At 70.9% G+C, this 13849-nt stretch carries 14 protein-coding genes; 4 read left to right on the top strand and 10 right to left on the bottom strand.

The features are described 5' to 3' along the window. Positions 1-121: 121 nt before the first annotated feature. The 7 genes from ACZ4N5_RS08120 to ACZ4N5_RS08090 form a co-directional block, all read right to left on the bottom strand. Positions 122-1120 carry a LacI family DNA-binding transcriptional regulator gene (locus ACZ4N5_RS08120; RefSeq protein WP_467756259.1) on the bottom strand — a complete coding sequence of 333 codons (999 nt, stop codon included), beginning with the start codon at positions 1118-1120 and terminating at the stop codon, positions 122-124. A 77-nt stretch (positions 1121-1197) separates the two neighbouring features. Continuing rightward, a complete protein-coding gene (locus tag ACZ4N5_RS08115; protein WP_467756323.1) occupies positions 1198-1887 on the bottom strand; it encodes a GntR family transcriptional regulator in 690 nt (229 codons plus the stop codon). Positions 1888-2003: 116 nt separating this feature from the next. Next, on the bottom strand, positions 2004-3005 hold the full coding sequence (locus tag ACZ4N5_RS08110) for a proline racemase family protein (protein WP_467756258.1): 1002 nt from the start codon (positions 3003-3005) through the stop codon (positions 2004-2006). Between the two features lie 68 nt (positions 3006-3073). Beyond that, positions 3074-3973 carry a dihydrodipicolinate synthase family protein gene (locus ACZ4N5_RS08105; protein ID WP_467756257.1) on the bottom strand — a complete coding sequence of 300 codons (900 nt, stop codon included), beginning with the start codon at positions 3971-3973 and terminating at the stop codon, positions 3074-3076. A gap of 70 nt (positions 3974-4043) precedes the next feature. Further along, positions 4044-5609 carry an FAD-dependent oxidoreductase gene (locus ACZ4N5_RS08100; RefSeq protein ID WP_467756256.1) on the bottom strand — a complete coding sequence of 522 codons (1566 nt, stop codon included), beginning with the start codon at positions 5607-5609 and terminating at the stop codon, positions 4044-4046. Then, positions 5602-5901, bottom strand: coding sequence for a (2Fe-2S)-binding protein (locus ACZ4N5_RS08095; RefSeq protein WP_467756255.1), 300 nt, complete (start codon positions 5899-5901; stop codon positions 5602-5604). Before ACZ4N5_RS08095 ends, ACZ4N5_RS08100 begins: the two co-directional genes overlap by 8 nt. Continuing rightward, positions 5898-7049, bottom strand: a complete 1152-nt coding sequence (locus ACZ4N5_RS08090) for an NAD(P)/FAD-dependent oxidoreductase (protein WP_467756254.1) — start codon at positions 7047-7049, stop codon at positions 5898-5900. Before ACZ4N5_RS08090 ends, ACZ4N5_RS08095 begins: the two co-directional genes overlap by 4 nt. Positions 7050-7410: 361 nt before the next feature. Here ACZ4N5_RS08090 and ACZ4N5_RS08085 point away from each other — a divergent pair, with 361 nt between their 5' ends. The 4 genes from ACZ4N5_RS08085 to ACZ4N5_RS08070 all read left to right on the top strand — a co-directional run bounded on the left by ACZ4N5_RS08085 (position 7411) and on the right by ACZ4N5_RS08070 (position 10803). Beyond that, the gene (locus tag ACZ4N5_RS08085) at positions 7411-7929 is read left to right on the top strand and encodes a toxin-antitoxin system HicB family antitoxin (protein WP_467756253.1); all 519 of its coding nucleotides are present in this window, start codon (positions 7411-7413) and stop codon (positions 7927-7929) included. Between the two features lie 82 nt (positions 7930-8011). Beyond that, the gene (locus ACZ4N5_RS08080; RefSeq protein WP_467756252.1) at positions 8012-8854 is read left to right on the top strand and encodes a DUF4097 family beta strand repeat-containing protein; all 843 of its coding nucleotides are present in this window, start codon (positions 8012-8014) and stop codon (positions 8852-8854) included. A 150-nt stretch (positions 8855-9004) separates the two neighbouring features. Beyond that, positions 9005-10024, top strand: a complete 1020-nt coding sequence (locus tag ACZ4N5_RS08075) for an ATP-binding cassette domain-containing protein (protein WP_467756251.1) — start codon at positions 9005-9007, stop codon at positions 10022-10024. Continuing rightward, complete coding sequence (locus ACZ4N5_RS08070; RefSeq protein ID WP_467756250.1) at positions 10021-10803, top strand: ABC transporter permease; 783 nt, start codon at positions 10021-10023, stop codon at positions 10801-10803. The genes ACZ4N5_RS08075 and ACZ4N5_RS08070 overlap by 4 nt, the downstream gene beginning before the upstream one ends. Before the next feature lie 113 nt (positions 10804-10916). On the opposite strand, the gene ACZ4N5_RS08065 is transcribed toward ACZ4N5_RS08070, so the two are convergent. From ACZ4N5_RS08065 to ACZ4N5_RS08055, 3 genes are read right to left on the bottom strand one after another with little or no spacing between them, the layout of a single operon-like run. Then, positions 10917-11732: an ABC transporter permease gene (locus tag ACZ4N5_RS08065; RefSeq protein WP_467756249.1), complete on the bottom strand. Its 816-nt coding sequence runs from the start codon at positions 11730-11732 to the stop codon at positions 10917-10919. 10 nt (positions 11733-11742) lie between these two features. After that, entirely contained in the window at positions 11743-12633 is an 891-nt protein-coding gene (locus ACZ4N5_RS08060) for an ABC transporter permease (protein WP_467756248.1), read from the bottom strand. A 7-nt stretch (positions 12634-12640) separates the two neighbouring features. Continuing rightward, complete coding sequence (locus ACZ4N5_RS08055) at positions 12641-13849, bottom strand: ABC transporter substrate-binding protein (RefSeq protein WP_467756247.1); 1209 nt, start codon at positions 13847-13849, stop codon at positions 12641-12643.

Below are 13849 nucleotides of genomic sequence, written 5' to 3'. Positions count from 1 at the left end.
ACCTCGGCAACCGGCCTCGACCACCGGCCTCGGTCGCGGGTGTCTCAACCGCGCACCTCGGCCGCGCGTCTCAGCCGCACACCTCAGCCGGGCACTCGGCCGCACACCGCGGCCGAGCCACTCAGCCGCGGGGCGCCTGCGCGGTCGACCCGCGCACCACCAACTCCGGTTCGAACAACAGCTCTTCGGCGGTCACACTGCTGCCGCCGATCTGCGCGCTCAGCAGTTCCACCGCGGCACGCCCCATGGCCTCGATCGGCTGGCGGACCGTGGTCAGCGGGGGTTCGGTGCAGTTCATGAACGCCGAGTCGTCGTACCCGACGACGGAGATCTCGCCGGGGACGCTGAGCCCCTTGCGGCGAGCGGCCCGTACGGCACCGAGCGCGAGCGGGTCGCTGGCGCAGATGATGCCGGTGACCCCCTGGTCGAGCAGCCGGGTGGCCGCGGCCTGACCGCCCTCCAGCGAGAACATCGCCCGCGCCACGTGCTCGTCGGGGAGCCCCGGCGAGAGGGCGCGGGCCGCCGCGAGCTTGCGGCCCGAGGGCATGTGGTCGCCGGGGCCGAGGACGAGCCCGATCCGCTCGTGGCCGAGCGAGTCGAGATGACGCCAGGCCTGTTCGACGGCGACGGCGTCGTCGCAGGAGACGCAGGGGAAGCCGAGGTGCTCGATGGCCGCGTTGACCAGCACCACCGGAATTTTGCGGTCCGCGAGCTGGCGGTAGTGGTCGTGCGGCGCGTCGGCCTGTGCGTACAGACCGCCGGCGAACACCACGCCGGAGACCTGCTGCTGGAGCAGCAGCTCGACGTAGTCGGCCTCGGAGACGCCGCCCTTGGTCTGGGTGCACAGCACGGGAGTGAGGCCGAGCTGGGCGAGCGCCCCGCCGATCACTTCGGCGAAGGCCGGGAAGATCGGGTTCTGCAGCTCGGGCAGGACGAGCCCGACGAGCCGCGCGCGTTCGCCGCGCAGCTGGGTCGGCCGCTCGTAGCCGAGGACGTCGAGGGCGGAGAGGACCGCCTGCCTGGTGGAGTCGGAGACTCCGGGCTTGCCGTTGAGTACCCGGCTGACCGTGGCCTCGCTGACCCCGACCTTCTTCGCCACCTGAGCAAGTCGTCGCGTCATGAGCGCAAGAATAGCGCAAGAAATGCAAGTCGCTTGCGTAAAAATTCAGCCGCTTCACGCTCACCCCGGCCGACGCCTCAGGGGGCCGCCCACAGACCGCGGACATGGCCCAGATGACGCGTCATCACCGCGTGCACGGCGCGCTCGTCGCGCTCGACAAGGGCGTCGAGGAGTTCCAGGTGCTCCCTGGCCGAGGCCTCCAGACGGCCCGCCTCGGCCAGGGCGTCGAGCCCGTACAGGCGCGAGCGCTTGCGCAGGTCGCCGACGACCTCGACCAGATGGGCGTTGCCGGCGAGGGCCAGCAGGCCGAGGTGGAAGCGGATGTCCGCCTCCACGTAGGCGATGAGGTCACCGGCGGCCGCCGCGGTCACGATCTCCCGGGCGGCGGGCCGCAGCGCCTCCAGCGAGACGGGGTCCGCCGTGGTGGCCAGCCGCACGACGGTGGGGATCTCGATGAGCGAGCGGATGTGGGTGTATTCGTCGAGCTGCTTCTCGGAGACCGCCGTGACGCGGAACCCCTTGTTGGGGACCGTGTCGACCAGCCCCTCCTTGGCCAGGTCGAGCATGGCCTCGCGGACCGGAGTCGCCGAGACACCGAAACGGGCCGCCAGCGTGGGCGCCGAGTAGACCTCGCCGGGCCGCAGCTCGCCCGCGATCAGCGCGGCGCGCAGTGCGTCGGCCACACGCTCGCGATAGCTGCTCCGCCTGCCGCCCAGCGTGGGCAGGTCGGGAGCGGCGGAGGGTGAGCTGCTGCGCCGGTCGGCCATCGGGGTCTCCTCGTACGGGTCGTACGGACCGGTGCGTCGTCGTCCTGCCGCACCGGCCTTGTGCCATATCACGTGTTACTCGGACCACCAGTATCTACGTCGCGGAGCCGGGCCGCTCACAGGACGAACCCGGCCGGGAACGGGTCCGAAGGGTCGAGCAGGTACTGGGCCGTCCCCGTGATCCAGGCGCGTCCCGTGAAGCTGGGCAGCACGGCGGGCATTCCGGCGACCTCGGTGGTGCCGAGCAGCCGTCCGGTGAACCGGGTCCCGATGAAGGACTCGTTCACGAACTCGGTGTCCAGCGGGAGTTCACCACGGGCGTGCAGCTGGGCCATGCGCGCGCTGGTGCCCGTACCGCAGGGTGAGCGGTCGAACCAGCCGGGGTGGATCGCCATCGCGTGCCGCGAGAAGCGGGCCGTCGCCCCGGGCGCGTACAGGTGGACGTGGTGGCAGCCGCGGATGGACGGGTCCTCGGGGTGCACGGGCTCGCCCTCGGCGTTGACCGCGTCCATCAGCGCCAGTCCCGCCGCGAGGATCTCGTCCTTGCGGGAGCGGTCGAAGGGCAGGCCGAACTGCTCCAGCGGCAGGATCGCGTAGAAGTTCCCGCCGTAGGCCAGGTCGTACGTCACCGTGCGCCCGTCGGCGAGCGTGGCCGAGCGGTCGAGGCCGACGGCGAAGGACGGCACGTTCTTGAGCGTGACCGCCTTGGCCGCGCCGTCCTCGACGGCGACCTCGGCGACCACGAGACCCGCCGGGGTGTCGAGCCGGATCGTGGTCACGGGCTCGACGACCTCGACCATGCCGGTCTCCACCAGCACCGTCGCGACGCCGATGGTGCCGTGGCCGCACATCGGGAGATAGCCCGACACCTCGATGTAGATCACGCCGTAGTCGCAGTCCGGGCGGGTGGGCGGCTGGAGGATGGCACCGCTCATGGCCGCGTGGCCGCGCGGCTCGTTCATCAGGAGCTGCTTGATGTCGTCGCGGTGCTCGCGGAAGTACAGCCGCCGCTCGTTCATGGTCGCGCCCGGGACCGTGCCGATCCCGCCGGTGATCACCCGGGTGGGCATGCCCTCGGTGTGCGAGTCGACGGCGTGCAGGACGAGTTTGCTGCGCATGGGACTCCTTGGTGCTGTCGGCGGGCGGCTGAGCGGTGTCGGCGGGCGGCGTGGAGGCCGGTGCCGGCTCAGGCGAGACCGGCGGCCACGGCCCGGTCCGTGGCCAGGCGTACGGCGGCCTCCTGCTCGGGCAGCAGCGGGACGCGCGGCGGCCGGACCGGACCGCCGTGGCGGCCGACGATGTCCATGGACAGCTTGATGGCCTGGACGAACTCGACCTGGGAGTCCCAGCGCAGCAGCGGGTGCAGTCGGCGGTAGAGCGTGCCCGCGGTGTCGAGGTCACCGGCGACTGCCGCGCGGTAGAGCTCGACGCTCGCACGGGGCAGCGCGTTCGGGTAGCCGGCCACCCAGCCCTTGGCCCCCGCGACGGCGAGTTCGAGCAGGACGTCGTCGGCGCCGATCAACAAGTCGAGTTCCGGGGCGAGTTCGGCGATGCGGTAGGCGCGGCGCACATCGCCGGAGAACTCCTTGACACCCTGGATGAATCCGGCGGCGTGCAGCTTCGCCAGGAGTTCGGGCACCAGGTCGACCTTGGTGTCGATCGGGTTGTTGTACGCGACGACCGGGACGCCCGCCCGGGAGACCTCTTCGTAGTGGGCGAGGACGGAACGCTCGTCCGCGCGGTAGGCGTTGGGCGGCAGCAGCATCACGGCGCCGCAGCCCGCGTCCCTCGCCTGTTCGGCCCAGCGGCGGGCCTCGGCGGAGCCGTACGCGGCGACGCCGGGCATCACCCGGGACCCGCCGATCGCGGCGACGGCGGTGTCCACGACCTTGGCGCGCTCCTGGGGCGTGAGCACCTGGTACTCGCCGAGTGAACCGTTCGGTACGACGCCGTCGCAGCCGTTCTCGACGAGCCAGGCACAGTGCTCGGCGTACCGGTCGTAGTCCACGGAGAGGTCGTCGTTCAGCGGGAGCGCGGTGGCGACGAGGACTCCGCGCCAGGGGCGGCTGTCGGGGGTGACGGTCATGAGGTACATCCCCTCTCAATAGGGTGTGACATTTTACTGTGGCACCCGCGTCGGGGCGGGTGGACGCGGGTCACCTCCGGGTGGGAGGAGGGCCCGGGCAAGGCGGCCGGTCGTCGTCCGTACCGGCGCGGGCGAGCACACCGAGCGGTACCGGGCGCGCCAACAACCGTCGCGCGGACGCCTGTTCGCAGCCGGCGAGTCCGGCGACCGCGGGTTCGCACATCCGGCCCTGGCACCACCCCATCCCGGCGCGGGTGAGCAGTTTGACCGTCCGCACGTCGCCCGCCCCGAGGTCGGCGACGGCCTCGCGGATGCGGCCGCCCGTGACCTCCTCGCAGCGGCACACGACGGTGTCGTCGGTCACCTGGTCCGTCCAGTGCGCGGGTGGCGTGTACACCGCGTCCAGCGCGGCGGAGAACGACCGCATTCTCGTACGGGATCTGACGGCTCGGGCGGCCGCGCGCTGGTCGGGTTCGGCGCCCGAGAGCCGGGCGGCGGCCGACCGGCCCGCGAGGTGTCCCTCGGCCAGGGAGAGCGCGGCGCCGCCGATGCCGGTGGTCTCACCCGCGGCCCAGATACCGGGCACGTCGGTTCGCTGCTCGTCGTCCACGGCGACCCTCGACCCGTCGATACGGCAGCCGAGCGCTTCGGCGAGATCGGTGTGCGGGATCATCCCGTGGCCGACGGCGAGCGTGTCGCAGGGGATGCGGCGCCCGGATCCGGGCCGTACCCGACCGTCGGGGTCGAGCGCCGCGACGGTGACGGCTTCGAGCCGCTCTTCGCCATGGGCTTCGACGACGGTGTGCAGAGTCATGAACGGCACGCGGTGGCGCAGGAGTTGTGCCGCGTACCGGGCTCCCTCGACAAGCTTGCCGGGCTGAGCCGCCAGCGCCCCCGCCCCGCGGATGAACCCCTTCGTATCGGCGGACTCCACCAGCGCGGCGACCTCGACCCCGGCGGCGGCCAGTCCGGTCGCCACGGGCAGCAGGAGCGGTCCGGTTCCCGCGACGACGGCCGTCCGACCCGGCACGACGAGTCCGCCCTTGAGCATGGCCTGGGCTCCGCCCGCGGTCACGACTCCGGGCAGGGTCCAGCCGGGGAAGGGCAGCACCTTCTCGTACCCACCGGTGGCGAGGAGCACGGCGTCCGCGCGCACGGCGACGGAGCGCTCCTGGAGGGGTCCGAGGAGGGCGTGGACGGTGAATCCGGGCCGTGCGACGGGGACGGTGTGCGCGTGCTCGGCGGACGTGCCGTGACGGGCGGCCCCGGCCCCGGACCCAGCACCGCAGCCAGCACCAGCACCAGCACCCGTGCCGGCACCGGCACCGGCACCGGCGAACGTCGCTTCGGTCCGTTCGACCAGCCACACATGATGGTCCGTCAAGTGTTCGACGGTGCCCGCTTCCAGGTGCCCGGCGAGCCCCTGCTCCAGCCGTTCCCAGGTGTGCCACTGGTGGTGCAGTGCCCGGGGCCGCCGGGCACCAAGACCGCTCGCGGGCCGACGGTAGAACTGCCCGCCCGCCGCCGCTGCCGAGTCGATCAGTGTCACGTGGATGCCGCGGGCCGCCGCGGCGAGGGAGGCGGCGAGACCGGCCGGGCCCGCGCCGATCACCGCGAGGTGGCGTCCGTCAGTCATCGTGGCCGGTGCCTTCCTGGGTGCGGATCGCGTCGCCCGGCGCCAGCGGAACCAGACAGGCCCGCTGGTTGGGACGGTCGTTGACGGTGACGAGACAGTCGAAGCAGACGCCGATGCCGCAGAAGACACCGCGAGGCCGGCCCGCGTCACGGGTCGTGCGCCAGGAGGTGACACCTTCGGCCCACAGCGCGGCGGCGACGGTCCGCCCGGGCAGCACTTCGATGTCCCGGCCGTCGAGGGTGACGGTGAACGCGGGGCCGGGCTCGGCCCGTACGAGGTCCAGGGGATTCACGCGGCCTCCTCGGAGAAACGGTCGGGCCGGAACGGCGCGAGGTCGAGGCCGGGTGTCCGGCCCGCCAGGACCTGCGCGATGAGCTGTCCGGTCCCGGTGGACAGTCCGATGCCCGCCCCCTCGTGCCCGCAGGCGTGGAAGAGACCGGGCGCCCGGGGGTCGGGGCCGATGGCTGGCAGATGGTCGGGCAGGTAGGGCCGGAACCCGAGGTAGGTCCGCAGGGCGCGCACCTGCGACAGGAAGGGAAAGAGCCGCGTGGCGCCAGACGCCAGTTCCCGTACGACGGGCAGCGAGAACGACCGGTCGAAGCCGACCCGTTCCCTGCTCGCACCGATCAGGATCGGGCCGGCCGCGGTCCCCTCGACCACCGGTGACGTCTGGAGGGCGGCCGAATCACTGGCGACGTCGGCGACGTAGTCCGCGGCGTAGACCTTGTGGCGCACCCGGCGCGGCAGCGGCTCGGTGACGAGGACGAATCCGCGACGGGGCAGGACGGGGAGGGTGACACCCGCCAGAGACGCCACCTCGGCCCCCCAGGTGCCGGCCGCGTTGACGACGGCGGGTGCGCGCAGATCGCCCTGGTCGGTGCGCACACCGCGGACCGAGCCGTCCCTCCCGCGCAGCACCTCGGTCACGGTGCGCCCGGTCAGCAGCCGCGCCCCCGAGGCCCGTAGAAGATGCGCGGCGGCCAGGGCGGGCATCACTTGGGTGTCCTGCGGATAGCGGACGGCCCCCGCCAGCCCCGGAGCCAAGTACGGTTCCAGATCGTGCAGTTGATCGGCGGCGACCGGTTCGGCCAGGACACCGGCCGCCCGCTGGCCCGCCGCGAAGGTCTCCAGCGCGGCCAGGCCCTCGGGTGTGGAGGCCACGACGACACCGCCCTTGGCCTCGTACTCGATCGCGCCCGCGTGTTCCTCGGCGAGGTCGGCCCACAGACGCCCGGAGAGCAGGGCGAGGTCGAGTTCGGGTCCGGGTTCCTTGTCGGAGACGAGCAGATTGCCCTCGCCCGCGCCCGTCGTGCCGCCGGCCACCGGGCCGCGGTCCACCACGGCGACGTCGAGGCCCGCGCGAGCCGCGTACAAGGCGCAGGCGGCGCCCACCATTCCGGCTCCGACGACCACGACATCGCAGGTAAAGAGCTGGCTCACGTCAGTACTATGTCACACATCACCCTTCTGGGACCCTAAGACCACGAAGACTGCCAAGGAGTGGCGACGCAGGCGCTGCGGCGGCCCGCGAGGCGGGCACTGAGCGCCCCCTTGCGACACACAGGGCAGGACGTGGCGCCACGTGACACCGGGTGGCACCGAATGACGCCCCCTGGTGCCATCCGGTGCCACCCGGCGCCATTCCGTGCCCCCAGATGGCGTACGGACACCCGTGGCGCCATCGTGACTCACGCCGAGTCACCGATATCCCAGCAGGTCAGAGCCACTTTCCTCGAAACCGCCTCACGCAAAGCGCCATGCGGGCTTGCGGATGGCGCCACAGTGGTGCCACCATGCCGTCATGGACCTCACTCCGTATGTCGACACCTTGCGCCGCGAACTCGCGGTGGCCGCCGAAGCCGGCGGAGAAGAAGCCCGTGAGCTGGCCGAGCGGCTCACCGCTCCCCTGGAGTCGGCGACGCGTCTGACCATGCTCAATGTGCTCTCCGCCGCGATGGACGAGATCACCCGCGAACTCGCCCCCGGCTCGGTCGACGTACGGCTGCGCGGGCTGGACCCCGACTTCGTGGTGACGCTGCCGCCCTCTTACGGCAGCCCCGCGGATGCGGCCGAGGCGCCCGTCGAACCCTTCAGGACGCAGGCGCCCGCAGAGGGCGACGCGGGCGGCACCGCTCGCGTCAATCTGCGCCTGCCGGCCCACCTCAAGGCGCGCGCCGAGGAGGCCGCGAACCATGAAGGCCTGTCGGTCAACGCGTGGCTGGTGCGGGCCGTGTCGGCGGCGGTCGACGGCGGCACGCGGCCGCGCACGACGGAGAAGGCCCGCACGATCGGACAGAGCTTCACGGGCTGGGTGCGGTAGCCGCGCCCGCACCCGCACCACTTCACCCACACCGAGCCCCACCTGCGGGGACGGCTCAAGGACTCACGAGGACGGTACAGCCATGCCTTCTTTCGACACTCCCGAACCGATCTCGGTCACCGGCAACGTGACCGCGGGTTCCATCCGGTTCACCGCGGGCGACCGCCCCGACACGGTCGTCGAGGTGCGGCCCCTCGACCCGAAGAAGGACAGGGACGTACGAGCTGCCGAGCAGACCGAGGTCGTGTACGCGAGCGGCGTCCTGACGGTCAGGACGAAGCAACGCCACCTGGTCGGTTCCAGCGGCGCCGTCGATGTGACGGTCGACCTGCCCACGGGCTCGCAGGTCGACATTGCCTGCTCCTGGACCCAGGTCCTCGCCGAGGGCCGGCTCGGCGAGGTCCGGCTGAAGACCTCGGCGGGCGACGTCCGCCTCGACACCACCGGCCCGCTGAAGCTGACCGCGTCGCACGGCCTGATCACCGTGGACCGGATCGAGGGCATGGCCGAGATCACCAGCAGCACCGGCAACGTGCGCGTCGGCACGGTCGACGGGCCCGCCGTCCTGAAGAACTCGCACGGCACCACGACCGTCGGCACCGTGACCGGCGAGCTGCGGGTCAGCGGCGCCAACGGTGGCATCGACATCACACGCGCCGAGGCATCGGTCACCGGCACCACGACCAACGGGCATCTTCGTGTCGCCGAAGTCAGCGGCGGCGAGATCCAGTTGGAGACCTCCAACGGCTCCATCGAGATCGGCATCCGTGCGGGCACCGCCGCCTGGCTCGACGTCAGTTCCAACCGCGGGCAGGTACGCAACATGCTCGCCGCGTCCGAGGCCCCGGAGCGGGCCGAGGGGACGGTCACGGTCCGCGCACGGAGCAATTGGGGGAACATCGACGTCCTCCGTGCCAAGTCCTGAACCCTCTCGTCCCCACGGCGTCACCGTTCCCGCCCCCGCCTTCCCTCTTCCCCGCGCCGTCACCGTGCCCGCTCCCGCCTTCTCCCTCCCGGCCCCCTTTCCTTTCTCTTCCGGCCCCTCATTCACTCAGCCTCCGAACGGGAGAGCTCCATGCCTTCTTCTGTCATGCCCATGCCCAGGTTGGGCGACGATCCGCACCCGCCCGCCGCCGTCTCCGCCATCGGTCTGCGCAAGTCGTACGGCGACAAGGCCGTGCTCGACGGCATCGATCTGCGTATCCCGGCCGGTTCCGTGTTCGCGCTGCTCGGGCCCAACGGCGCCGGCAAGACCACCACCGTGCAGATCCTGTCCACGCTCATCGCCGCCGACGGCGGGCAGGCCCAGGTCGCGGGCCACGACGTCGCCACCTCACCGGACGGGGTACGCGCCGCGATCGGCGTCACCGGGCAGTTCTCCGCACTCGACGACCTGCTCACCGCCGAGGAGAACCTGCTCCTCATGGCCGACCTGCTGCGCCTCGGCAAGCGCGAAGGACGCTCCCGTACCAAGGAGTTGCTTCAGCGCTTCGACATCGCGGATGTCGCCGACAAGCGGGCCGCGACCTTCTCCGGCGGTATGCGGCGCCGCCTCGACCTCGCCATGACGCTGGTCGGCGACCCCCAGGTGATCTTCCTCGACGAGCCGACCACCGGGCTCGACCCACGCAGCCGCCGCACCATGTGGGACACGGTGCGCTCGCTGGTCGCGGGCGGCACCACCGTCTTCCTCACCACGCAATACCTGGAAGAGGCGGACCAGTTGGCCGACCGGATCGCCGTGCTCGACGGCGGCCGGATCGTGGCCGAGGGCACCGCCGACGAGCTCAAGGCGCAGATCCCCGGCAGTCATGTACGGCTGCGGTTCACCGAGCCCGCCGAGTACGAGCGCGCGGCCGACGCCTTCCCCGGCGCGGCCCGCGACGACGAGGACCTCGCGCTGCGCGTGGCGGGCGACGGCGGTCTCGACGCGCTGCGCGCCCTGCTCGACCGGCTCGACGCCGCCGACGTCAGGGCAGCCGACTTCTCCGTGCACACCCCCGACCTCGACGACGTTTTCCTCGCCCTGACCGGCGACGGCGCCACCAGGACCGACACCGGCACCCCGCTTCATGTCAAGGAGACCCTGCGATGAGCACCCTCACCTACGCCGTGCACGACTCGATGACGATGCTGCGGCGCAATCTCAAGCACGCGCTCCGCTATCCGAGCGTGTCGCTCGGCGCCGCCATGATGCCGATCCTGATGCTGCTGCTGTTCGTGTACGCCTTCGGGGACTCGATCGGCGCCGGAATGGGCGGCGGCCGGGACGCCTACCTGGAGTATCTGACGCCCGGCATCATCATCATGGGGGTGGCGGCCGGGGCGATGTCGACCTCGATCGCGGTCTGCTCCGACATGACCGAGGGCATCATCAACCGCTTCCGCACCATGAACATCACCCGTTCGTCGTTCATGACGGGCCATGTCGTCGGCAGCGTCATCCAGACCATGGCGAGCATCGTCCTGGTCGCGGGGTTCGCACTCGCCGTCGGTTTCCGCTCGGACGCGAGCCCGCTCGAGTGGCTTGCCGCCGCGGGCCTCCTCGCGGCCATCGCGTTCGCGGTGACCTGGCTGTCGGCGGCGCTCGGCCTGATCTCCAAGACCGTCGAGTCCGCGAGCAACAAGCCGCTGCTGGTCCAGTTCCTGCCGTTCCTCGGCTCCGCGTTCGTGCCGGCCGGCTCGATGTCTCCGGGCCTGCGCTGGTTCGCCGAGAACCAGCCCTTCACGCCCATGACCGAGACGCTGCGCGGCCTGCTCTCCGGCTCGGCGATCGGCGACAACGGCTGGATCTCGCTCGCCTGGTGCGCCGGTATCAGTCTGGTCGGCTATGTCTGGTCGCGCTCGCTGTTCAACAGCACCACGAAGCGCTGACAGTCGGCCCTTCAACCTGCCGACGAAGGGCGGCCGGGGTCCGTGTGCGGCGGACCCCGGTCGCCCGCACCGGCGTCAACCGGTCTTCTGACAACTGCAGTTCATCGGCCTCGTCAGATCCGGCTCTCGGTGGCCGTGTCCGCGGACAGCCGCTGCGCCGCGTAGATCGGGATCACCGAGAGCAGGACGAGCACGGCGGCCACCACGTTCACGACCGGTGCCTGCTGGGGTCGGGTCATGTTGTTGAAGATCCAGATCGGCAGGGTCTCGATGCCGGGCCCGGCCGTGAACGTCGTCACGACGATCTCGTCGAAGGACAGCGCGAAGGCGAGCAGTCCGCCGGCCAGCAGCGCCGAGCGCACCAGCGGGAAGGTGACGTCGACGAAGGCCCGGAAGGTGTCGGCGCCCAGATCCATCGCGGCTTCCTCGTACGTGCCGGACGTACGGCGCAGTCGCGCGACCACGTTGTTGAAGACGACGACGATGCAGAAGGTCGCGTGGCCCACGATCACGGTGAACATACCGAGTCCGACGCCGAGCGGTTCGAGCACCGTGCTGAACGCCGAGTTGAGCGCGATGCCCGTGACGATGCCGGGCAGCGCGATCGGCACGACGACCACGAAGGAGATGGCGTCCCGGCCGAAGAAGCGGTGGCGGGCGACCGCGAAGGCGATCAGCGTGCCCAGAACCAGCGCGATCGCCGTGGCGCCGAGACCGGCCTTGACCGAGACCCACAGCGCCGCACGGGCACCCTCGTTCTCCCAGGCGACCGACCACCAGTGGAAGGTGAGCCCGGACGGCGGCCAACTGGCGCTGCGGTCCCGGTTGAAGGAGTTGACCAGGACGAGCGCGAGCGGCACGTAGATGAACGCGAAGCCGAGCCCGGCGGCGGCGCGCAGCGCGATGCGCGCGGAACGGGAGAGTTGCACTGCGGGCTCCTCAGAGACTGCTCAGGGCGCCCGTGCGGCGCATCGCGAGGAGGTACACCACGATGACCACGACGGGGACCGTGCCGAGCGCGGCGGCCATGGGCAGGTTCAGTTCGATGTTGGAGTAGACGACGTTGCCGATGAGCTGGGTCTTGCCGCCGACGATCTGCACGGTGATGTAGTCGCCGAGGCTGAGCGAGAAGGTGAAGACCGAACCGGCGGCCACGGACGGCAGGACCATCGGCAGCACGACCGATCGGAAGGTGCGGGCCGCCCCGGCTCCCAAGTCCGCCGACGCGTCGAGCAGGTTGGCGGGCAGTTGCTCCAGCGCCGCGTGGATCGGCAGGATCATGTACGGCAGCCAGAGATAGGTCAGCGCGATGACCGCCGCGACCAGCCCGTACCCGGGTCCGCTCAGCCCGAGGGGTTTCAACACCCAGTCGGCTAGGCCGCCTTGGGAGAGGATCAGCCGCCAGGCGTACACCTTGACGAGGTAACTCGCCCACAGCGGCGTGAGGATGGCGACGACGAGCAGCGGGCGCCGCTCGGGCCGGGCGATCCGGGCCGTGTAGAAGGCGATCGGGAAGGCGATCACCGCGCACAGGACGGTCACCGCGAGGGCGACACCGATGCTGCGCAGGATCACCTGCCGGTACACGGGCAGGGTGAGCAGCTGGTTGAAGTTGTCGGTCGACCAGACCTTCACGACCTCGGAGGTGAAGGAGTTCGTCGTCCAGAACGCCGAGACGAACAGCACGGCCAGCGAGCCGAGATAGAGCACCGCCAGCCAGAGCAGGGGGGCGGTCAGCAGCAGGGACAGCCGCAGCCGGGGACGCCGGTGCAGGGTCCCGGCGAGCCGCCGGACGGGGGAGCGTCCGGCGGCCTGCGCGGTGGTGGTCATCGTTCGATCAGCCCTTGATCTCGGTCCAGGCCTGGACCCACTTCGCGTACGGGACGCACTTGACGTCGGTGCGGCCGTCGAGGCACTGCTCGATGGGCGTGTTCCAGAACGCGATGTTCTTCCAGTAGGCCTCGTCGGTGGCGTGGAAGGTGTCGCAGAAGGACTTGTCGCTGGTGTACTGGCACGCCTGGGCGTTGGCGGGCGCCTCACCGAAGTACTCGGCGACTTGGGCGTTCACCTTCGGCGAGATGATCCAGTCCATCCACTTGTAGGCGCAGTTGGGGTGCTTGGCCTTGGCGGAGATCATCCAGGTGTCGGACCAGCCCGTGGAACCCTCCTTGGGCACGAAGGCCTTGATCTTGGCGCCCTCGCCGGCCGTCAGGTTGGCGATGACCTGCCAGGTGGTGCCGACCACGGAGTCGCCGCTCTTGAAGGCGGAGATCTCCTTGAGGTAGTCGCTCCAGTACTCCCCCACGTTCGTGTTCTGCTTCTTCAGCAGCGCGACGGCCGCGTCGAACTGCTTCTGGTCGAGCGCGTAGGGGTCCTTGATCTTCAGCTCGGGCCTGGCCGACTTCAGATAGAGCGCCGCGTCGGCGATGTAGATCGGCGAGTCGTACGCGGTGACATGGCCCTTGTTCGCCGAGGCGTCGTCGAAGACCGCGGACCAGGACGTGGGGGCGGGGGTGACCTTCTGGGTGTTGTACATCAGGAGGTTGGCGCCCCGGCCGTGCGGGATGCCGTACATCTGGCCGTGGACGGAGTTCCAGGCGCCCTTCTTCAGGCCGCTGAAGACGTCCTTGTAGTTCGGTACGAGGCCGGTGTTGACCGGGGCCGCGTCGCCCGAGGCGATGAGGCGCAGCGAGGCGTCTCCGGAGGCGGAGACCGCGTCGTACTGGCCGGTCTTCATCAGCTTGACCATCTCGTCGGAGCTGGCGGCCACCTTGGAGTTGACCTGGCAGCCGGTCTGCTTCTCGAAGTCGCTGACCCAGTCGACCTTGGGGTCGTTGGATCCGTCCTCGACGTAGCCGGCCCAGGCGATCAGGTTGACCTGCCCCTCGGTCTTGCCGAGCTTCGACTGCGCCTTGAGGTCCGGCGGGTTGAAGCCGGTGGCGGCGGAGGATCCGCTGCCGGACGATCCGCAGGCGGTGGCCGCGAGGAGCACCGCGACGGCGGCGGCGGCCTTGAGGGTTGGGGTGAGGCGCACGGCGTACTCCAT

Source organism: Streptomyces sp. NPDC026500 (assembly GCF_055567635.1).
The sequence above is the reverse complement of the archived record's forward strand: the minus strand, read 5'-3'. Positions and strand labels throughout refer to the sequence as shown.